Source organism: Pseudidiomarina aestuarii (genome assembly GCF_048263735.1).
Lineage (GTDB): Bacteria > Pseudomonadota > Gammaproteobacteria > Enterobacterales > Alteromonadaceae > Pseudidiomarina > Pseudidiomarina aestuarii_B.
Genome location: NZ_JBLXDX010000001.1, coordinates 255,117 through 275,916 on the forward strand (window position 1 = coordinate 255,117; position 20,800 = coordinate 275,916).

The window sequence follows — 20,800 nt, forward strand, 5'->3', positions numbered from 1 at the left end:
AATATTGTTCTACCTGTCTGACTGCTGACTTTTTAGGCGGCGGCAGAATAATACCCGTAGATTGTTCCAATTGTGCAGATGCATGGTCTGCCGCTTCTTGTTAAACTAGGTCCCTCTTTATCACCCTTTCCGAATACACTATTCGAATTGATAACGCGGAGAACGCAAATCATGGCAGTGGTCACTCGTTTCGCCCCTAGTCCTACAGGCTATTTACATGTCGGTGGTGCCCGTACCGCACTCTACTCTTGGCTAGTCGCCAAAGCCCAAGGTGGCAAATTTGTCTTGCGCATTGAAGACACCGACCGCGAACGCTCCACACAGCCCGCCATTGATGCCATTCTAGAAGGAATGCAGTGGCTTGGATTGAATTGGGATGAAGGTCCTTACTACCAAACCAAACGGTTCGATCGGTATGAGCATTACATTGAGCAATTGCTTGCTGAAGATAAAGCCTATAAATGCTACTGCTCAACTGAGCGGTTGGACGCCATGCGCGAAGAGCAAATGGCTGCCGGTGAAAAACCACGTTATGACGGTCATTGTCGCGACAACCCAAATGTTTCAGGCGACGGTTATGTTGTGCGTTTCCGCAATCCACAAACGGGGAGCGTCGTATTTGATGACCATATCCGCGGCCGGATTGAATTTGCCAACACAGAACTCGATGATCTGATTATTGCGCGTAGTGATGGCACGCCCACCTATAATTTTTGTGTGGTGATTGATGATTGGGAAATGAATATCACCCATGTGGTTCGTGGTGAAGACCATATCAACAACACGCCGCGGCAAATTAATATCTTGAAAGCCCTAGGTGCGCCAGTTCCAGAGTACGCTCATGTGTCTATGATTCTGGGCGACGATGGCAAGAAACTGTCAAAACGCCACGGTGCAGTCAGTGTAATGCAGTATCGCGATGATGGTTACCTACCTGAAGCTGTATTGAATTACCTGGTTCGTCTCGGCTGGTCCCATGGTGACCAAGAAATCTTTAGCGTCGACGAAATGATTCAGTACTTTAGCCTTGATGACGTCAACAAGGCTGCTTCAGCGTTCAATACGGAAAAGTTGAACTGGCTGAACCAACATTACATGAAGTCATTGCCCGTTGATGCAGTCGTTCCCCACTTGGCTTGGCATTTCCAAGACCAAGGTATCGACCCGAGCCAAGGTCCAGCGTTAGCAGACCTGATTGCTATGCAGGCTGATCGCGTTAAAACTCTTAAAGAAATGGTCTCGACCAGCCGCTATTTCTACGAAGATTTTTCTGAATTTGATGCGGATGCCGCCAAAAAGCATTTGCGCCCTGTTGCTAAAGAACCACTGACGGTTGTTCAGCAAAGGCTTGCGGCGTTGACAGACTGGACGCAAGAAGCGATTCACACAACCATTCAAGAAACTGCAACGGATCTCGACATCGGCATGGGCAAGATTGGAATGCCACTGCGCGTTGCGGTAACCGGCAGCGGCAACTCGCCGTCGTTGGATCTAACACTGGCTCATTTGAGCCAGGCTCAAGTGGTCGGACGCATTGAACGAGCGATTGCGTTTATCCTTGAGCGTGAAGCCAACGCTAACTAATCAACGCTGAGGTGATAATGGCCAGTATTGCGCATCTATTGAAAACTAATCATGACTGGGCTAAGCGCCAAGTTGAGCAAGATCCAGAGTTTTTCAAACGACTCAGCTCGCAACAAGTCCCGGAATATCTCTGGATCGGCTGTTCCGACTCTCGAGTACCAGCCAATCAAGTGGTGGATATGGCACCTGGCGAATTGTTTGTGCATCGCAATGTTGCCAACCAAGTCGTGCAATCAGATTTCAACTGTTTATCCGTGGTGCAATACGCGGTCGACCATCTGAAAGTGAAACACATTCTCGTGGTGGGCCATTATGGCTGTGGTGGCGTTAAAGCAGCCACAGAAAGTTGTAATCACGGTCTTGTCGATCATTGGCTCTACCCAATTAAAGACATCTACAAAGAATATCGCGATGAACTGGAACAATTGGATGAGTCAGCTCGAATCGATCGCTTGTGTGAACTCAATGTCATTGAGCAAGTACGTAACCTTGCCAAGACCACAATCATCCAAGCAGCTTGGGATCGTGGGCAGCAATTAGAGATTCATGGTTGGGTTTACAGTCTCGAAGATGGACTAGTTCGCGACATGAATGTTTCGGTTAGTGACAAAGCTTCTTTGGAAGCGATTTATCATTTTTGAGGAATGACTTGGAACCGATTTGGCTCACTTGCCAATCAGTTTGCTTAAAAAAGGCGCAAACGGCGGGAATTCCCCAAAAAAAGGTTGACGGACGCGGCGCGATTACCATAGAATTCGCCCCGCTGTCAGGGTACTGAAGTTGTGTTCCTTTCCATTGTGAATGAATAGAAAAGAACAGAGCGACGTGGGGCTATAGCTCAGCTGGGAGAGCGCTTGCATGGCATGCAAGAGGTCAGCGGTTCGATCCCGCTTAGCTCCACCAACATCGCGTTCGGTACATGTGAAAACCTGAGAGTATTTGTTCTGGTGCGTCCCCTTCGTCTAGAGGCCTAGGACACCGCCCTTTCACGGCGGTAACAGGGGTTCGAATCCCCTAGGGGACGCCACTTCTTCTTCGAGTCAATAGTGAACGGTGAATAGTGAATGGCACACATTTGCTCAGCTCCCTGTTCACTACTATCTGTTTAATCTGTTCACTAGTCACTATTCACTAGTCATTCTGTTACCTATTCACTGCTTACTATTCACTTAGCTTTATCAACTGCCAGAAGCGTTTTAGATGACGCGAGAACAGTAACAACCACAGACACATCAACCAGCCGAATATGAGTGCCGCTTTGACCACCGAAAAGCTCGGCCAATGGCTAGCGACAATGCTCAGCAATAACGCTCCATCCACTGTCCAACTGCACCACAGCAGCAATGGCGCAAAGCGCGCACTACTGCTCACCCAACGAGGCACGGTATCTTTCAGTTGAAACAACATGAGCAGCACGAACACAGCCGGTAATCCAACCAAGAGTGCGAGCGCAAATTGTTCGGTGGACGTATAGAAAAACTGCAATAAGCGGCCGCGATCCTCGCTGAATGTCAACGATATGATCCAAGCAACGTAGCCACGCATAAAGAATAAGAGCAGCACGGTCAGACTGAGCGGCGTTTTCAACTTGCCGTCAATAGTTACGTAGTTTTCGTCACCCGGTTTTAGCATTATGACCTCGTTCAAGAGATGCTATGCTACGTTTGCGACGGGACTTTGTCGATGCCCAAATGTGAAGTTTCTCAGCCTTAGAACGAGGATCCCTTATGTACGATTTATATTACTTCCCTACCCCAAATGGTCACAAAGTGACTTTGTTTCTCGAAGAACTTGGCTTGCCGTATATCATTAAAGTGGTGGATATCACCAAAGGGGATCAATTCGAGCCTGAGTTCTTGAAAATTAGTCCGAATAACCGAATGCCAGCACTCGTCGATCATCAACCGGAATTTGGTGATGAACCAGTGGCGATATTTGAGTCGGGGGCGATTTTGGTCTATTTGGCAGAGAAGCACGGCAAATATCTCCCAAAAGCGGGGGCAGAACGTTATCAGGTGCTGCAATGGCTGATGTGGCAGATGGGTGGTTTAGGGCCCATGCTGGGCCAGAATCACCACTTTAATCGTTACGCACCCGAGCCTATTCCCTATGCACAAGAACGCTATAACAAGGAAACTCGGCGGCTCTATAAAGTACTCGATAAACAACTCGAAGGACGGGACTTTATTTGTGGTGATTATTCAATTGCCGATATGGCCGCGCATCCATGGTGTCGGAGCCATGACTGGCATTATATTGATTTAGCCGATTACCCGAATGTGCAAGCGTGGGTCAAACGCATCCGCGCCCGTCCAGCGGCCGAGCGCGCGTATGCTATTGAAAAGGACTTTGAGCGTGCGAAAGAACTCAGTGATGAGGCACGTCGCAATATGTTCGAGCGCGATCCAGACTAACTGCGTTTCAATTGTTCGCGCAGTTCAGCCACCTCATCACGCAACTGGGCTGCGCGTTCAAATTCAAGGTCACGAGCTGCCTGATACATGGCTTTTTCGGTCTTCTCTAACTGCTGTAGTAATTGCTTCGGATCCACTATCGCAGCCTGCTCGTTATAGCTAGCGCGTGGCTCTGCCGCTTGTCGTTGCCCCCGCTCACCACGCTTATTGCGACTCGAGCCTAAGTCCATCACGTCGGTAATTTTCTTGTTGAGTCCCTGCGGCGTGATGCCATTCTCGGTGTTGAAAGCAATTTGCTTCGTGCGGCGACGATCGGTTTCATCAATCGCTCGTTGCATAGAGCCAGTGATACGATCAGCATAGAGAATCGCTTTACCATTTAAATTTCGAGCCGCACGGCCGATGGTCTGAATCAACGAACGATCGGAACGCAAGAATCCTTCTTTATCGGCATCAAGAATAGCCACCAAGCTGACTTCTGGCATATCCAAGCCCTCTCTTAAGAGGTTAATACCGACCAATACATCAAACTCGCCCAAACGTAGATCACGGATAATCTCCATCCGTTCAACCGTATCGATATCAGAGTGCAGGTAACGGACGCGAATACCATGCTCATCCAGATAGTCACTCAAATCTTCGGCCATCTTCTTGGTCAGTGTCGTTGCTAGTACCCGTTCATTTTTTGCCGTGCGCAAGCGTACTTCAGACATTAAGTCATCGACCTGTGTACCCACTGGGCGGATTTCAATTTCTGGATCGATCAGTCCAGTCGGCCGCACGACCTGTTCAACCACTTCGCCCGCACATTTCTCGATCTCGTACTTACCCGGTGTCGCACTCACATAGATGGTTTGTGGTGCTATGGCTTCAAATTCATCAAATTTAAGTGGCCGATTATCGAGCGCCGACGGCAACCGAAAGCCGTAATTCACGAGGTTTTCTTTGCGCGAACGATCGCCTTTGTACATTGCCCCAACTTGCGACACGGTCACGTGCGACTCATCAATGACAAGTAACGCATCATCCGGCAAATAATCTAGTAACGTCGGCGGCGGCTCGCCAGGCGCGCGTCCAGACAAATATCGTGAATAGTTTTCGATTCCTGAGCAATAACCGAGCTCGTTCATCATTTCGATATCAAATTGTGTACGCTGACTAATGCGCTGCTCTTCCAGCAACTTATTCTGGTCGAGTAAATCTCGTTTGCGTTCTGCCAGCTCCACTTTGATGTGTTCAATCGCTTTCAGTAGCGTTTCCCGAGGGGTTACATAGTGTGATTTCGGATATACCGTCACGCGCGCCACATCGGCTTCCGTAATCTGTCCTGTTAACGGCTCAAAAAAGCTGATTCGATCGATTTCTTGGTCAAATAATTCCACGCGAATCGCCAATTGTTCAGATTCAGCTGGGAATATATCAATGACTTCACCGCGCACGCGGTAGGTCGCACGCTCAAATGCAGCGTCGTTGCGCTTGTATTGGAGCTGGGCTAATCGGCGCAAAATGTCACGTTGGTCAATAATGTCACCACGGCGCAAATGCAACATCATGCTCATGTAGGCGTCGGGGTCACCCAAACCATAAATACAGGACACTGAGGCGACTAACACGACATCACGACGTTCCAACAACGCCTTGGTAGCCGACAGACGCATTTGTTCAATGTGCTCATTAATAGACGCGTCTTTCTCGATAAACGTATCGGTGGTGGGCACGTAAGCTTCAGGTTGGTAGTAGTCGTAATAGGAGACAAAATATTCGACCGCATTGTTCGGGAAGAACTCTTTCATCTCACCATACAATTGTGCCGCAAGAGTCTTGTTGTGAGCCAGAATCAAGGTCGGACGTTGCACTTTTTGAATCACGTTCGCCATGGTAAACGTCTTACCCGAGCCGGTGACCCCCAGTAATGTCTGATGCGCCAAACCAGCCTCGAGGTTATCGACCAACTTCTCGATAGCCTGCGGTTGATCACCAGCTGGCTGATACGAAGATACTAACTCGAAAGCTCGACTCATGCGGTTTTCCCTACTTCTTGATAGTGTCGTTGTTCTTGACCAAGTACGCGCTGAAACGCGTACCACGCCACTCCCGCTGTAATACAGTTTGCCACCACTCCACCGACAAAGAGGCCAGTTAGGTCAAACCAGAGTGCACCGAGATAACTCAACGGAACAAACATGACAAACAATCGAAAAACACTGAGAACCAAGGCCGATAATGGGCGGTGTAAAGCATTGAAGCTGGAGTTCGTCAGAATGATAATCCCTTGCAATCCATAGCCAAGCGGCATGATGTAAATAAATAAGCGGATAATTCGAGCTACTTCAGGGTCATCCGTAAATGCCGCGGCAATAAATGGCGTTAGTGCTACCAACACCACATACATGACTAATTGAATCAAGAGAATCGATTGCAATGCCAATCGATATGCCGCCGCTACTCGGGCAAAAGCATGCGCGCCAAAATTCTGGCTAATTAACGGGGGTAACGACATCGATAGTGCCAAAATGACGACACTAGCGAGCGATTCCAAGCGAGTCCCTACCCCAAAGGCAGCCACCGCTGGCGCGCCATAACTAGCGACAATCGCCGTCAGAACGCCCATGGCGATGGGCGTCAACATATTCGCCCCTGCAGCTGGAACACCAATAGAGAGAATCTGTTTGGCTGAATGCACGAAACTAGCGCCCGCAGGTGCAATCAAAGTCAGCAATTGCTTGTAGTTGAGATAGCAGAGCACCAACACCACACCTATGGTCCACGACAGCAAACTTGCCAAGGCTGCCCCTTGAATCCCAAACGCAGGTATCGGGCCCCAGCCAAATATAAGAATCGGATCAAAAATAGCGTTCAGCAAGCCACCGGAGGCCATGATAATGGAGGGGGTCCGTGTATCACCCGCTGCCCGGAGAACGGCATTCCCAACCATCGGCAAGACCAGTAAAGCCGCACCAATCAGCCAGACATGCATATAATCGCGAATATAAGGCATCAGGCGCGGTTGGGCTTGCAACATAGTGAAGATAGGCTCGAGAAAGAGATAGCCTAGCACCGACAATGCCGACACCAATAAGCCAGCAACGACCAGCGCAACGGCACCATCGAAACGCGCATGCTCCTCACGACCACTGCCCCGCTTGCGCGCAATGACCGCCGAGGTGCCTATACCAAGACCGATAGCCAGACTGATCACCGTAAAGGTGACAGGAAAAGTAAAACTGACTGCGGCAAGCGGGTCCGTACCCAACATGCCAATAAAGAACGTATCGACAACATTGAAGCTGATCAACGTCAACACCCCAATAATCACCGGCCATGTCATTCGCCATAGCGTTGGTTTTATTGGATCGGAAACTAATGATTTAGCCTTCACTGCAGCGGCTACATTGCTCATTCACTACGCTCTTATTGAAGGTGAAAAGAAAGACCACATAGTGTACCGAAAGCCCGCCTTCATCGCTACGCCTGAAACCCCGGAAAAGACACTTATTGACCGCGGACCAGATAGACATTTTTGGCTCGGAATCGTATGATAAGCCATCGTTTCGTCGCTACAGGAAGTATCCGTGAACTACCAGTTGTCAGATCGTGTCAATGCCATTCAACCATCCCCAACCCTCGCTGTTTCTCAAAAGGCGGCTGAGCTGAAAGCGGCGGGCCATGATGTTATCGGTCTGGGTGTCGGTGAGCCCGACTTCGACACACCCGCATTTGTGAAAGATGCGGCAAAAGCCGCAATTGATGCTGGACACACAAAATATACGGCTGTCGATGGTATTTTAGATCTGAAAAAGGCAGTCATAGAAAAACTCAAGCGCGATAACCAACTCGATTACCAAGTCAACCAAATCCTGATTTCTGCAGGCGGTAAACACAGTATCTTCAATCTACTGAGCGCTTGGCTGAATCCTGGTGACGAAGTACTCATTCCGGCACCCTACTGGGTTTCTTATCCCGACATGTCACTGCTGGTTGGTGCGGAGCCTAAGTTTATTCAAGCGGGAATTGAGCAGCGTTACAAAATTAATGCGGAACAATTAGCGGCGGCTATTACGCCCAGAACCCGTCTATTGTTCCTCAATAGCCCATCTAACCCAACGGGAACGGCTTATACGGCAGCTGAATTGCGAGCACTGGCCGATGTGTTAGTCAACTATCCAGATATCCTCATCGCCACTGACGACATGTATGAGCACATTCTCTGGAGCGAAGAGCCGTTTGCTAACATTGCCATGGTTGCACCTGAGTTACGTGATCGTATTGTGGTCTTGTCCGGTGTATCCAAAGCCTATGCCATGACCGGCTGGCGAATTGGTTACGCCGCAGGTCCGGCGCCGATTATTGCAGCCATGAAGAAAATTCAATCGCAAAGCACATCTAATCCAGCCAGTATCAGTCAGTACGCGGCACTTGCGGCACTCAATGGCGATCAAAGCTGTATCGATGACATGGTAACGGCATTCAAACAACGTCACGATTATCTAGTCGATGCATTAAATCAAATCCCAGGCATTCAATGTATCGCCGGTGATGGCACCTTCTACACGTTTGCCAATATTGACGGTTTGATGACCGCAAAAGGCTGCTCAACAGACGTGGAGCTCTGTGAGCAAATCCTCAGCGACGCAAAGGTAGCACTCGTTCCTGGGTCTGCATTTGGCGCACCGGGCCACTGCCGCTTCTCGTTCGCATGCTCGATGGAGACGCTACAAGAGGCCGTCCGCCGTATCGCTGCATTCGCCCAAACCAAGTAACTAGTAAATGGTGAACAGAGAATAGAAAGACACCTAAGCCTCTGGATTTGAGGCTTTTGTTTATTTCACTGTTCCCTATTCCCTGTTCCCTGTTCACTATTCACTATTCACTGTTCACTATTCACTATTCACCTATCTCTTATGATTAGGTTTTGCACAAGTATGACCGTTTCGTCATAAAAGCCGTGAATAGCTCGTGCGCAAGCAAACCGCAGTTCGTCGATTTTAAATAAATCACTGTTTTAAATAGATATTTTTATTTTGACGCAATTTTTAAGCAATCGCTAAATCAGGCCGAGACGCCCGATTTTTATGGAATCTCACAGGTTCTTCCACAAGGTTATCCACAGATTTAGTGGATAAGATCGGCAAGCCTTTGAGTGGCGTGACATTGGCAATACTGTGGATAATTGACATCCTTCACATTTTATATCATTTGATATATTTTCACGAAAGTCACATGCTTGACTTTGGCATTTTTTTTGCGAGTGCTGATTTATTCAGCAAACAAACTTTTTTAGTATTGACAGGGTGCGCAACCACCTTTAACATTCGCACCCGTTGTGTAGCTGTTCCCCAGTAGCTCAGTTGGTTAGAGCGGTGGACTGTTAATCCATGTGTCGTAGGTTCGAATCCTACCTGGGGAGCCAACTCAGCCTCTCACAACACCTCCCAAATGCTTTTCCCCAGTAGCTCAGTTGGTTAGAGCGGTGGACTGTTAATCCATGTGTCGTAGGTTCGAATCCTACCTGGGGAGCCATCTTAGCCGTGTTGTAGTAATCCGTAATAATCATCAAATTCACATTGCCGCCATACCTTTTGGCTCAATTCGTGTACCGGCTGTTCTGCACCGCTCGCAAGCCACTGCGCAATATGGTCAGCAACATGCGGCCAATGAAACTTTTTCGCACGACCTTGCTGCAACCACTCACCGACAATCTGTGGGTCTAATTCGGACATCACTGTCGCCAACCTTTGGTCAGCAAGACAGGTAGCATTAGCCTGTTGCTCAAATTGCCCTGCCAGTGGCCTCACGAGAAGCTTTTTACCCGCAGCTAGAGCCTCACTAGCGGTTTCGAATCCAGCGTTACTAATGACGCCGTTTGAGCTGGCAAAAACATCGGCAAATTCGTGTCGAGATGGCGCATAGTAATGCAGGTGATCGATTGACTTGCGCTCGGCTTGTGGATGGAAGATATGAAATTGATAAGCCGGAAATGCAGCCAACAACCGATGCACGGCAGCAAGCGGTTCAAAGGGTAAATAAACGATGATTTGTTGTTCGTTCACCGCGGCTTGCGTGGTCGCTCGTTGATGAATGACCGGAGGTAGTATTGATGGACTATCTGCCAACCAATGCATACCCACTGCATCAGATACTGGAGCAAACCAACGCAGCAGTTGGCGTTGTGTTGCTTGTACAGGCAAGCTCGGTAACCGATCAAAAAAAGCAAATTGACGGCCAATACCAATGACCCGTTGTTGCTGTTGACGACCAGCCCATGCCGTGACCGGTTCAAAATCACTGACCACCAGATCATAAGCGCTCAAATCCAGTGCATTAACATCATTCCAAAAGGTGCGCCAACGATTGCGCTGTAGCGTTTCGAGTAGCGCTAAGCGACCATCTTTAACGGCAAAAGTTAGCCCTTGTCGCCACGCAAAATCACCAAACACTTGCATATCGAACAGTGCTGAACGCTCGCGCCCAGAGACCAAGTAGTCCACATCAACAGAGTAACGTTGCAACGCTTCAGCAAGAGCTGCACAGCGACTAATGTGACCGTTGCCTGTGCCTTGAATACCAATCAAAATTCGCATGGTTTTACCTCCTTAATGGGTGCTAGTCGCTTCCTTAGCCACTGACAACAACCCCAATTGAAAACAGTGCGAGAGCAGAACCTAATGCGGCTCCAGCTAGAATATCGCCTGGATAATGAACCCCGAGTAATACGCGAGACAAACCTACTAAACTCGCCCACAGATAAAGCAAACCCGTGTAATCAGGCCAGAAGTAGCCAGCACAACCGGCAAACAGAAAAGCAGCTGTGGTATGTCCCGATGGGAAACTAAACTGATCGTGCGCTTGAATCACCGCTTGGAAGTTTTGCAAGCGCTGATAAGGCCGCGGCCGCTTAAGCCAACGTTTGATGAGCATGAACAAAGGAATTTCTATGGCAAAACCAAGGACTAATGCGAACAACATGGGTTGCATATCATGTTCGGCCAGCCACCAAGCGCAACCTACCAACAATGCATAAACGTAGCCATCGCCGCTGAGTGACACCAATCGGACATAAGGAGATTGCGATAGTTTTGCGAAGCGTCGACAACACCAGCTGAAGCTCAGCTCATCAACCGTATGTAATTGCTCTAGCCATCGTGTCATCACTCGGCCTCACTAGGTTTGTCTAGCGTGAACTTTAGGCGCTCAAAATGTAGTCTCAGCGACACTTTTATGAAGATTTCATGACAAACCGCTCTGAATGGCGAGAAAAATCTAATAACCCGACAGTTCGTCGGTTGTTTCATGGGGCTAAAGAGCCGATAATACCTCTGTTCTTGCTAGCCACATGAGAAGTGTTATGGGTGACTATTTGCTACTGTTGGTAGCAACCGTGTTAGTCAACAATTTCGTACTCGTTAAGTTTCTAGGGTTGTGCCCGTTTATGGGGGTCTCCAACAAACTAGAGACCGCTATTGGTATGTCCGCAGCAACCACTTTTGTGTTGACGCTAGCCTCTGTCGCCAGCTATTTAGTGAACCAGTATATTCTGGAACCGCTGAACCTGCTGGCGCTGCAAACCTTAAGCTTTATTTTGGTGATTGCCGTAGTGGTTCAATTCACCGAAATGGTCGTGCACAAAACCAGCCCCACGCTCTATCGACTACTCGGTATTTTCCTCCCGCTCATTACCACCAACTGTGCGGTGTTAGGTGTAGCGCTGCTCAACATTAACGAGCAACACAACTTCGTCGAATCTATTGTCTATGGCTTTGGCGCTGCGGTGGGTTTCTCATTGGTCTTGGTCTTGTTTTCCGCGTTGCGTGAGCGGCTTGCCGCAGCGGACGTTCCCCTGCCCTTTAAAGGCGCAGCGGTTGCGATGATTACCGCTGGTTTAATGTCGTTGGCATTTATGGGGTTTGCTGGCTTGGTGACGGTACAATGAGTGTATTGACCGCAATCTTAGTCTTCGGTGGTCTGGCTTTAATATTTGGCTTGATCCTCGGCTTCGCTGCCGTGCGCTTTAAAGTTGAAAGTGATCCTATTGTCGACCAAATTGATGCCATCTTGCCACAAACGCAGTGCGGACAATGCGGTTATCCCGGTTGTCGACCCTATGCACAGGCTATTGCCAATGGCGATGCCATCAATAAATGCCCGCCGGGCGGTGATGCCACCATTAAAGAGCTCGCTGACTTAATGGGGGTAGAAGCCAAACCGTTGGACTCGGCACACGGTGCTGAAGACGTCAAAAAAGTTGCCGTTATCCGCGAGGACGAGTGCATCGGGTGCACCAAATGTATTCAAGCCTGTCCGGTCGATGCCATTTTGGGTGCGGCGAAACATATGCATACCGTCATTGCGCATGAGTGTACTGGCTGTGACTTGTGTGTTGAACCTTGCCCAGTCGACTGCATCGACATGGTGCCTGTTCCCACCAAACCTGAAACTTGGCAATGGGATTTACAACAAATACCCGTGAAGATGGTTGCTACTGCGGACCAGGAGTCGTAACGGATGACCGCTGACCCGAAAACTATCGCCGCAGGACATATCTGGACGTTCCCAGGTGGTATCCATCCGCCAGAACGCAAAGAGCTATCCAACACCTATCCGTTGCGAGAATTACCGCTGGCAACCCACTATTCCGTGCCCATTAAGCAGCACAGTGGTGAACCCGGTGACATTATTGTTAGAGTGGGTCAAACCGTCTTAGCTGGCCAACCGCTAACGCAAGTGGGCGTTGGGTTTGGCTTACCCGTCCACGCACCAACATCGGGTACGGTTACGGCTATTGGTCCTGGGCGCATCGCGCATCCATCTGGACTACCCGACGTTGTGATCACTATTTCCGCTGATGGCAAAGATACCTTTGCCCCACCGTTACCGGTGCAAGACGTTGCAACCGCCTCTCGCGCTGACTTGCTTGAACAATTACGCCAAGCGGGGATTGCCGGACTCGGCGGCGCAGGCTTCCCGACAGCCCAGAAATTAGCATTACAGCGCCCCCTCGACTATTTGATCATCAATGGGGTGGAATGCGAGCCCTACATTAGTGCAGATGACCGCCTGATGCGTGAGCACGCCACCACTATCTTGCGTGGCGCTGATTTACTGTTGGACATCACCCAGTGTCCACAGGCTCTGATTGCCGTTGAAGACAATAAACCCGAAGCCATTGCGGCCATGCAAGCGGCATTGACTGATTATCCGCGCATGCAGCTTCGCGTAGTGCCTACTAAATATCCGTCGGGTGGTGAGAAGCAACTTATTCAGTTGCTGACCGGTCGCCAAGTACCGAGCCGTGGTTTGCCTATCGACATTGGCCTCGTCATGCACAATGTCGGCACGGCTTATGCCGTCGCACGTGCTATTGATCACGGCGAGCCGTTGTTGCAACGCGTGGTAACCGTGACCGGTGAACATGTTGCCAAGCCGGGCAACTACTGGGTGCGCCTCGGCACCCCAGTTGAGCATGTTTTACAGGTCACACGTTACACCGCAGAGACCAATCAACGCGTCATTATGGGTGGACCAATGATGGGCTTTACTCTGCCCGACTTGACGGTGCCTGTGGTGAAAATCACGAATTGTATTTTGGTACCATCAACCGCCGAGTTAGCGCCACCACAACAAGAAATGCCCTGCATTCGCTGTGGTGCCTGTGCCGATGTGTGTCCAGCAAAACTGCTTCCGCAGCAGTTGCAATGGCTCGCTAAAGCTAAAGATTATGACGGCTTAAATAAACAAAACCTGTTCGATTGCATCGAATGTGGCGCCTGTGCCTACGTCTGCCCAAGTGAAATTCCTTTGGTGCACTATTATCGCAAAGCAAAAGCCGAAGTGCGCAACATTGCTCGTGAAAAGGCCAAAGCCGAAGTGGCCCGTGAGCGCTTTGAAGCGCGTAATGAACGATTAGAGCGTGAAAAAGCCGAACGTCTGGAACGCCACCGCAAAGCAGCGGAAGCACGTAAACAAGCGCAAGCTGAAGCAGTCAAAGCCGGTGCCGATAATCCGCAAGATGCGGTGCAAGCTGCGATTGCTCGTGCCAAAGCTCGGAAAGCTGCGCAGTTGAAAGAGCAGCAGGCGAACTCAGAAACGGATGGGAAATCATCATGAGTTTTACCATAGCGACTTCACCCCATACGCATCAACGGCGCACGACACAACAGGTCATGCGCTGGGTTTATCTGTGCATGATTCCCGGTGTTGCTGCACTCACCTACTTTTTTGGCTGGGGCGTCTGGTTGCAAATGCTCCTCGCACTGGTCACTGCAATTTTTACCGAAGCGGCCTGTATGTGGCTCCGGGGTCGTTCAGCTCGGTTTGCGTGGCGTGATCATACAACTATTGTGACCGCACTGCTGCTTGCCGTCAGTATTCCCGCGTATGCACCTTGGTGGATTATCGTCATCGGCACGAGTTTCTCCATTGTGGTGGTGAAGCACGTGTACGGAGGCGTCGGTCAAAATCTATTTAACCCAGCCATGGCTGGCTATGTGCTGCTGTTGATCTCATTCCCCGTGCAAATGACCAGTTGGCCAGTACCGCAATCGTTAGCGCAATACACAATCAATTTTGCCGATAGCGTATCCTTAGTCGGCTCGGGTTACACCCAGTCAGGCTACAATATGGAGCAATTGCGCACCGGCATTGATGGCGCCACTATGGCGACGCCGCTGGATAGCATGAAAACCGATTTAAGTCGTTCGTTAACACCGAGCGAAGCGTTTGCAAAACCTATCTTCAATGACATTGCAGGTATTGGTTGGATGTGGGTGAATCTCGCATTCTTACTCGGCGGTCTACTGCTGGTTTATCAGAAAATCATCAGCTGGCACATCCCAGCCGGATTGCTTCTTGGCTTGGCTATTCCAAGTATTCTCATGTCATTGTTCGCACCCGGGCAAGCCATTGGCTTATCGGTGCACCTGCTCAGTGGCGCCACCATGTTAGGTGCGTTTTTTATCGCAACCGATCCAGTGACGGCCGCCACGTCCAATCGTGGTCGACTCTACTTCGGTCTGTTGATTGGTTTTCTCACCTTCGTGATTCGAACCTGGGGTGGCTATCCTGACGGGGTTGCTTTCGCGGTGCTGCTTGCCAACATGTGCGTTCCGGTTATTGATAAATACACGCAACCTATCGCTTATGGTCACGGAGGTCGTTCATGATTGCTCGTAGTATGCGACGTAATGGTTTGATCCTCGCGGTTTTTGCCATGTTGGCGACCTTGTTGATTGTCGTCATCGCGAAACTCACCGAAGCCCCTATTCAACGGCAGCAAGAAGCGGAATTATTGCGTGTATTGAACGAGATTATTCCAGCGCGCGCGCATGACAATGACCTCTACGCGAGTTGTACGCAATTGAACGTGCCTGAACTCGGCAGCAAGCCCCAACGCGCCTATCGCGCTTGGCTCAACGGTGAGCCACAAGCGCTCGCCATTACGGTTACTGCACCCGACGGCTATAGCGGTGCGATTCAATTAATGGTCGCGATTCAGTACGATGGTTCTGTCGCTGGGGTGCGTACCCTAGCTCACGCCGAAACTCCGGGACTCGGTGATAAAATTGAACGCCGAAAAAGTGATTGGATAGATAGTTTTCAGGGACTCACGGTCAACGGTTCTGATGACCCCCGCTGGGCCGTCAAACGCGACGGTGGTATTTTCGACCAGTTTACGGGTGCCACTATTACGCCACGAGCGGTGGTGAGCGCTGTTGAAGAAGCCGTGTTAAGTTTCCAAGCCAATCGCGACAGCTGGTTTGCAGCGCCGAGTAACTGTTGGGAGACGACGTCATGACGCAACTGAAAGAGCTCACACAACAAGGACTCTGGACCAATAACCCCGCACTGGTTCAACTGTTGGGTTTATGTCCATTGTTGGCAGTCACCGCAACCGTCACTAACGCTCTAGGTTTAGGGCTAGCGACGTTGTTTGTACTGGTAGGCTCCAATATTACCGTCTCATTGGTACGTGATTACGTCCCCAAGGAAATTCGCATTCCGGTGTTTGTGATGGTCATCGCAACATTTGTGACCGTCATTCAGTTACTCATTAATGCCTACCTGTTTGAGCTCTACCAAGCGCTTGGTATCTTTATTCCACTGATCGTCACAAACTGTGCGATTATCGGTCGTGCTGAGGCGTATGCCTCGAAAAACCCATGGCATTGGTCAGCCTATGATGGTTTGATGATGGGGCTCGGCTTTACCGCAGTATTGCTGCTGTTAGGGGGTATCCGTGAGGTCCTTGGCAACGGAACTCTGTTCGCGGGTGCCGAGTTGCTCTTAGGTGACTGGGCGGTGCATTTGCGCATCGACGTATTTACGGTCGACTATCCGTTGCTATTGGCAATCTTGCCACCGGGCGCTTTCATTGTGATGGGCTTCATCATCGCGCTGAAAAATATGATTGATCACTATCGTGAGCAACGTGCGCAGCAACCTGATAAAGTGGTAACACGAGCGCGCGTTACTTCTCAATAGAAGACTTAGTTGTAGGACTATGAATCAAGCCAAGCGAATTGAAATCTTAACGCGGCTGCGTGCCGAAAACCCACACCCAACCACTGAGTTGGAGTACAGTTCGAGCTTTGAGTTGCTGATTGCGGTACTGCTATCTGCCCAAGCAACTGATGTCGGTGTCAACAAAGCGACCCGCACCCTCTTCCCTGTTGCACGAACGCCTGCTGCGATGCTCGCGTTGGGTTTAGACGGTGTTAAACATCACATCAAGACCATCGGCTTATTTAATACCAAAGCAGAAAACGTCATGAAGACCTGCAAAATTTTGGTCGACCAATACAATGGTGAAGTCCCGGAAGATCGCGAAGCCTTAGAGGCATTGCCAGGCGTTGGGCGCAAAACCGCAAACGTGGTGTTAAACACCGCATTTGGCTGGCCCACCATCGCGGTGGATACGCATATTTTCCGGGTCAGCAACCGTACCCGGCTGGCACCGGGCAAGAATGTCAACGAGGTTGAGCAGAAATTGTTAAAAGTGGTTCCCGCTGAATTTAAAGTCGATGTCCATCACTGGCTTATTTTGCACGGCCGTTACACCTGTATTGCCCGCAAGCCCCGTTGTGGTTCTTGTATTATCGAAGACTTGTGTGAGTTTAAAGACAAAACCGAATAATATTTTGAGTTTATTCAATTAATGCTTTTGCTGATTATATCCCTCAACAGGGTTTTAAGTTTTTTGGGCTAATGAAGAAAACTCTTTTACACCTTTCCTCCAATAGACAAACGCGACAACTGTGGCTACCAACGCTAATACCGCTCCGAATTCATCAATGTAATAACTTGAGTTTTCGTTTGTAATGGTAATAGGCGTAAATACTTTTTGAATAAATATATTAGACGCCCCATGATACATAACGGCTGTCCAGACACTGTCTGTTTTTAACCGGATATAAGCCATGATAGTTCCGCTAGAAATAATGAATAACGTAAAGAAAAATAGTTGATAGTAAATCGATGTATCGCTATTCCCATACAAACCTAAAAAGATCAACGGCCAATGAAATGCAGACCAGAGCATGCCACTCACTAACACGACCCCAGTAAATGATGTGATTTTAGAAAGCTCAGGAACTAATAGCCCTCTCCATCCAATTTCTTCTCCTAAAATAGACGGAATTGACATTATGAAGCTGATACACGCGACTAAAAACAAATGAAAAAGAAATATACTTAAATCATTCCATTCGCTTAAGTTATAGCTTTGCTTTTTGTCCGCTAAGAATTCACTGTTGTATAAGTCACCGCCCCCCAAAGACCAAATAAGTAAATAAGCCACTGACGCAATAGCAAAGGGTATCAGATAGCTTTTCCATTGCACTTTCCAACTGCCCCAATTCCAACCTAGTTCAGATAAGCTCTTCTTTCTAACTAAACAAGTTAAAATCGTAGCAGCGCCTACTGACAACATAAGGGGCGTTGCTTGTCCCATTCTAAATATCAGCCAAAATCCCAGGAAGTAAAAAGCAATAACGAAGGCCAAAAATGTTGCGAGCGTGATATAAGTGTCTTTAGTAGAGTTCATATTAGGCTTTCTCATCTTTTTTTAACGCAACGCGTTGCTTATAGGTTTGTAAGTGTTCAGGAAAACGCTTACCAAAAGATTTGTTTTGAAGTGCTGTTATGGCTGAATTCAGAACACTTTGAATATCTACACCTATTTCGTCAGACAAGTCTTTAAATGCTTGCGAAGCATCCAAACAATACAAATTTAGTATCTCAGATTTTTCTTGCCCTTTAGGCGTCAAATGATACAAAGTTCTCCGCTTGTCATTATCGTCTTGTACACCATCGACCAATTCTAACTTGAGCAGGATTTTTACTCGTTGTGAAGCCAGCTGATGCGACAAATTTATTGCTTGCGCAATTTGCATAATAGATGCGTTTTCTACGCTAGATAAGAAAAGCAATGCAGATGAAGCCCATACAGGAAAACCCATTTCTTTTTTGATATATAACGCTTCAGACTGCCCTTGTATAAGACAATGTAAGTCGAAAACAGATTTTGCCACGAAAGCAGAATTTGATTTTATTTGATTACTAAAACGCGATTCTTCAGTCACAAATTTGACTCTCTTTGAAGCCCAAGATTATCCGCAATAACTTGCGAAACTTGTTGCACATATTAATAGGGATATTAATTTTGTGAACAGAAGAATTTGTAACATTATTTAAAAGTAGAGATAAATCACTGAAAGTTAAGATGAATTAATCCAGAAAATAGAGAATACCCAGTTCTATCTTTAAGGGTAGCTCTTTGATATCTACTTCTCTTATCCTTCGGCTGGCCGACCATTGCCGTAGACACGCATATTTTTCGCGTGTCGAATCGAACCAAGTTGGCACCCGGCAAGAACGTCGATCAAGTTGAGAAAAAATTATTAAAGGTGATACCGGCAGAATTTAAGGTTGATGTTCACCATTGGTTGATTTTGCATGGTCGCTACACCTGCATAGCCCGCAAACCAAGATGTGGCAGCTGTATCATTGAAGATTTGTGCGAATTTAAAGAAAAAACTGACTAACCCACCCGTTTATCATTGCATCAACAAGGTATGTACTAGAGCGCCTTTAATACTGAACTGAATAGTGTAATCTGACGCCAATCCATACTGAGACGCAAAAGCGTGACATAAAGTTAAGGTAAGACTACTGCGCTGAAGATCTAACTGACTTACACGAGCTTGTTCAAAACCAAAATAGCAACGTACCACAGGGTAAAGTGCTTTATACAAGCTCTCTTTCGCGGAAAAAATGATGCTGGTGCCCACAGCTTCATTAAAGCCGGCGTTAATCGTTAATTTTAGTTCTGATTCGTTATGGATTTCCGCTGCTAAGCTACTCGCAGCTGACGCTGATAAAATCAGTTCTGAATCTACCCCAATAAGACTAATATCCGTTGCTCTGGCAACGCAACAAACAGCAAATTCGTCGGTATGGCTGATTGAACCAACGATATCCTTTGGCCACACGGGTGCGCGATCTTTCTCAATACCTACCTGTTGTTGTGCGACCGCAAGTCCTAAGGCTGACAATGCGTGTTGCACCACTATACGACCAGCTAAATATTCCGCTTTACGCTTTCTCACTGCTGCTCTAACTTCGTCTGGAAAATCAATACCGTGTGCTACAAAACATTGGTCATTATAACTATGAATATTGAATTCACAGCTGAGTAAATGAGTCGAGTAGTTATGCACCTGATGACGGATAGATCGGATGAAACCGCTGTGCCAATGCTCGTCACGGAATGGTTTAAACTGATCGAAATACATATGGCTCAGACGCCTACAGCCTTGTCGTTCAAACATTGGCCAATAACCGACTGTATGTAGTCGGCCAGTTGAGTTGAATTCTGGTTAATATAGAAATGCTCGCCTGGATAAGACCTCATTGCACAAGTGTTTTCCGTCAGCGCGCTCCATGCTGTGAGCTGACTCATGTCTATACTAGTGTCCTGCTCACCGTAAATTACAGAGACTGAAAACGGCATTGGTACTGGTTCGGCCTGATAGGTTTCGGCAATTCTGAAGTCTGCTCTTAGCATAGGTTCAAATAATGCCATCAACTCTTCGTTACGCAAAACCTCCACTGGTGTTCCGTTTAATTGTTCTAAAGCTTGAATAAATTCACCGTGCGGCAAAACATGGCGGATTTGATTTCGAAAAGGCAAATGAGGGGCTCTGCAGGCTGATACAAATAAATGTACTGGCATCGGCAAATTTGATTTTTGCAACTGACAGCACAAAGCATAACTAATCAATGCTCCCAAGCTATGGCCAAAGATCATGAATGGATATTCAGTAAAATATGTAGCATGAGTCATTAATTCTTCGATGAGCTGCTGCATCGTCTGGTGTGGTTGCTCACAAATTCGCGAGCCCCGCCCTTTTAGTTGCACAAATACTTGCTCAACATCTGAGTTAGAACTGTAATGCCACTGCTGATAACTTTGCGCTGAACCACCCGCAAAAGGAAAATAAAAAAGGCGTACCTTCGGGGCTAATCGACGCTGCGGAACAAAAAATAGATTACTGTCCTGCAACGTCATACCCTAAGCTACGCCTTTTATCGATTCCTGTTGTTCTCACTACCACCTTAATTGGCTGCAACAGCCTTCTTATCTGACGCTAACAATAACACGACGCCAATAAGTGGAGTAAATAACATGGAGGCAAATAAATATCCCCAGAAGCCCAATTTACGGTTTCTACCCATATAAGCAACTGTGGCACACAACAACAAATATAAAAGCACGTACATAGTTCACTCCTTTCTGTTAGAAATTT

At 48.2% G+C, this 20,800-nt stretch carries 21 protein-coding genes, 4 tRNA genes and 1 pseudogene; 16 read left to right on the forward strand and 10 right to left on the reverse strand.

The window, feature by feature from the left end:
* Positions 1–171 precede the first annotated feature (171 nt).
* From gltX to ACN0S4_RS01240, 4 genes are all read left to right on the forward strand, one after another.
* The gene (gene gltX, locus ACN0S4_RS01225) at positions 172–1,584 is read left to right on the forward strand and encodes a glutamate--tRNA ligase (protein ID WP_417655930.1); all 1,413 of its coding nucleotides are present in this window, start codon (positions 172–174) and stop codon (positions 1,582–1,584) included.
* A gap of 17 nt (positions 1,585–1,601) precedes the next feature.
* Complete coding sequence (can, locus tag ACN0S4_RS01230; protein WP_417655931.1) at positions 1,602–2,225, forward strand: carbonate dehydratase; 624 nt, start codon at positions 1,602–1,604, stop codon at positions 2,223–2,225.
* A gap of 186 nt (positions 2,226–2,411) precedes the next feature.
* A tRNA-Ala gene (locus ACN0S4_RS01235) sits at positions 2,412–2,487 on the forward strand.
* Positions 2,488–2,535: 48 nt separating this feature from the next.
* Positions 2,536–2,611, forward strand: a tRNA-Glu gene (locus tag ACN0S4_RS01240).
* A 134-nt stretch (positions 2,612–2,745) separates the two neighbouring features.
* On the opposite strand, the gene ACN0S4_RS01245 is transcribed toward ACN0S4_RS01240, so the two are convergent.
* The gene (locus tag ACN0S4_RS01245; RefSeq protein WP_417655932.1) at positions 2,746–3,216 is read right to left on the reverse strand and encodes a DUF2919 family protein; all 471 of its coding nucleotides are present in this window, start codon (positions 3,214–3,216) and stop codon (positions 2,746–2,748) included.
* A gap of 95 nt (positions 3,217–3,311) precedes the next feature.
* Between ACN0S4_RS01245 and ACN0S4_RS01250 the strand changes: the two genes are divergently transcribed.
* A complete protein-coding gene (locus ACN0S4_RS01250; RefSeq protein ID WP_417655933.1) occupies positions 3,312–3,998 on the forward strand; it encodes a glutathione S-transferase N-terminal domain-containing protein in 687 nt (228 codons plus the stop codon).
* Here ACN0S4_RS01250 and uvrB read toward each other — a convergent pair.
* Together uvrB and ACN0S4_RS01260 are read right to left on the reverse strand one after the other, a co-directional pair.
* Positions 3,995–6,019, reverse strand: a complete 2,025-nt coding sequence (gene uvrB / locus ACN0S4_RS01255; RefSeq protein WP_417655934.1) for an excinuclease ABC subunit UvrB — start codon at positions 6,017–6,019, stop codon at positions 3,995–3,997. The two genes, ACN0S4_RS01250 and uvrB, sit on opposite strands and share 4 nt — an antisense overlap.
* On the reverse strand, positions 6,016–7,398 hold the full coding sequence (locus ACN0S4_RS01260; RefSeq protein WP_417655935.1) for an MATE family efflux transporter: 1,383 nt from the start codon (positions 7,396–7,398) through the stop codon (positions 6,016–6,018). The genes uvrB and ACN0S4_RS01260 overlap by 4 nt, the downstream gene beginning before the upstream one ends.
* 172 nt (positions 7,399–7,570) lie before the next feature.
* Between ACN0S4_RS01260 and ACN0S4_RS01265 the strand changes: the two genes are divergently transcribed.
* The 3 genes from ACN0S4_RS01265 (at position 7,571) to ACN0S4_RS01275 (ending at position 9,518) form a co-directional block, all read left to right on the forward strand.
* A complete protein-coding gene (locus ACN0S4_RS01265) occupies positions 7,571–8,758 on the forward strand; it encodes a pyridoxal phosphate-dependent aminotransferase (RefSeq protein WP_417655936.1) in 1,188 nt (395 codons plus the stop codon).
* A gap of 573 nt (positions 8,759–9,331) precedes the next feature.
* Positions 9,332–9,408 (forward strand) — tRNA-Asn (locus tag ACN0S4_RS01270).
* Positions 9,409–9,441: 33 nt separating this feature from the next.
* Positions 9,442–9,518 (forward strand) — tRNA-Asn (locus ACN0S4_RS01275).
* Positions 9,519–9,520: 2 nt separating this feature from the next.
* Here ACN0S4_RS01275 and ACN0S4_RS01280 read toward each other — a convergent pair.
* Positions 9,521–10,579 carry a glycosyltransferase family protein gene (locus ACN0S4_RS01280; protein ID WP_417655937.1) on the reverse strand — a complete coding sequence of 353 codons (1,059 nt, stop codon included), beginning with the start codon at positions 10,577–10,579 and terminating at the stop codon, positions 9,521–9,523.
* Positions 10,580–10,613: 34 nt separating this feature from the next.
* On the reverse strand, positions 10,614–11,147 hold the full coding sequence (locus ACN0S4_RS01285; RefSeq protein WP_417655938.1) for a phosphatase PAP2 family protein: 534 nt from the start codon (positions 11,145–11,147) through the stop codon (positions 10,614–10,616).
* Positions 11,148–11,343: 196 nt separating this feature from the next.
* Here ACN0S4_RS01285 and rsxA point away from each other — a divergent pair, with 196 nt between their 5' ends.
* The 7 genes from rsxA to nth are packed head-to-tail and all read left to right on the forward strand — an operon-like array spanning position 11,344 to position 17,127.
* Positions 11,344–11,928, forward strand: a complete 585-nt coding sequence (gene rsxA, locus ACN0S4_RS01290; protein WP_417655939.1) for an electron transport complex subunit RsxA — start codon at positions 11,344–11,346, stop codon at positions 11,926–11,928.
* Positions 11,925–12,497: an electron transport complex subunit RsxB gene (gene rsxB / locus ACN0S4_RS01295; protein ID WP_417655940.1), complete on the forward strand. Its 573-nt coding sequence runs from the start codon at positions 11,925–11,927 to the stop codon at positions 12,495–12,497. The genes rsxA and rsxB overlap by 4 nt, the downstream gene beginning before the upstream one ends.
* A 3-nt stretch (positions 12,498–12,500) precedes the next feature.
* Positions 12,501–14,102, forward strand: coding sequence for an electron transport complex subunit RsxC (gene rsxC / locus ACN0S4_RS01300; protein ID WP_417655941.1), 1,602 nt, complete (start codon positions 12,501–12,503; stop codon positions 14,100–14,102).
* Positions 14,099–15,157, forward strand: coding sequence for an electron transport complex subunit RsxD (gene rsxD, locus ACN0S4_RS01305; RefSeq protein WP_417655942.1), 1,059 nt, complete (start codon positions 14,099–14,101; stop codon positions 15,155–15,157). The genes rsxC and rsxD overlap by 4 nt, the downstream gene beginning before the upstream one ends.
* The gene (gene rsxG / locus ACN0S4_RS01310) at positions 15,154–15,789 is read left to right on the forward strand and encodes an electron transport complex subunit RsxG (protein ID WP_417655943.1); all 636 of its coding nucleotides are present in this window, start codon (positions 15,154–15,156) and stop codon (positions 15,787–15,789) included. Before rsxD ends, rsxG begins: the two co-directional genes overlap by 4 nt.
* Positions 15,786–16,475: an electron transport complex subunit E gene (locus tag ACN0S4_RS01315; RefSeq protein ID WP_417655944.1), complete on the forward strand. Its 690-nt coding sequence runs from the start codon at positions 15,786–15,788 to the stop codon at positions 16,473–16,475. Before rsxG ends, ACN0S4_RS01315 begins: the two co-directional genes overlap by 4 nt.
* Positions 16,476–16,494: 19 nt before the next feature.
* Positions 16,495–17,127 (forward strand): endonuclease III, encoded by a 633-nt coding sequence (gene nth / locus ACN0S4_RS01320; RefSeq protein WP_417655945.1) that lies wholly within the window; start codon positions 16,495–16,497, stop codon positions 17,125–17,127.
* A 54-nt stretch (positions 17,128–17,181) separates the two neighbouring features.
* Here nth and ACN0S4_RS01325 read toward each other — a convergent pair whose 3' ends face one another.
* Both ACN0S4_RS01325 and ACN0S4_RS01330 read right to left on the reverse strand, forming a co-directional pair.
* On the reverse strand, positions 17,182–18,036 hold the full coding sequence (locus ACN0S4_RS01325) for a CPBP family intramembrane glutamic endopeptidase (RefSeq protein WP_417655946.1): 855 nt from the start codon (positions 18,034–18,036) through the stop codon (positions 17,182–17,184).
* A gap of 1 nt (position 18,037) precedes the next feature.
* Positions 18,038–18,574, reverse strand: coding sequence for a MarR family winged helix-turn-helix transcriptional regulator (locus ACN0S4_RS01330; protein ID WP_417655947.1), 537 nt, complete (start codon positions 18,572–18,574; stop codon positions 18,038–18,040).
* Between the two features lie 201 nt (positions 18,575–18,775).
* Between ACN0S4_RS01330 and ACN0S4_RS01335 the strand changes: the two are divergent.
* Positions 18,776–19,036: pseudogene (locus tag ACN0S4_RS01335) on the forward strand (endonuclease III); the annotation flags it as partial.
* Positions 19,037–19,048: 12 nt separating this feature from the next.
* On the opposite strand, the gene ACN0S4_RS01340 reads toward ACN0S4_RS01335, so the two are convergent.
* From ACN0S4_RS01340 to ACN0S4_RS01350, 3 genes are all read right to left on the reverse strand, one after another.
* Complete coding sequence (locus ACN0S4_RS01340; RefSeq protein WP_417655948.1) at positions 19,049–19,600, reverse strand: 4'-phosphopantetheinyl transferase family protein; 552 nt, start codon at positions 19,598–19,600, stop codon at positions 19,049–19,051.
* Between the two features lie 191 nt (positions 19,601–19,791).
* Positions 19,792–20,562 carry a thioesterase II family protein gene (locus tag ACN0S4_RS01345; RefSeq protein WP_417655949.1) on the reverse strand — a complete coding sequence of 257 codons (771 nt, stop codon included), beginning with the start codon at positions 20,560–20,562 and terminating at the stop codon, positions 19,792–19,794.
* 47 nt (positions 20,563–20,609) lie between these two features.
* Positions 20,610–20,774 carry a hypothetical protein gene (locus ACN0S4_RS01350; protein WP_417655950.1) on the reverse strand — a complete coding sequence of 55 codons (165 nt, stop codon included), beginning with the start codon at positions 20,772–20,774 and terminating at the stop codon, positions 20,610–20,612.
* Positions 20,775–20,800 lie beyond the last annotated feature (26 nt).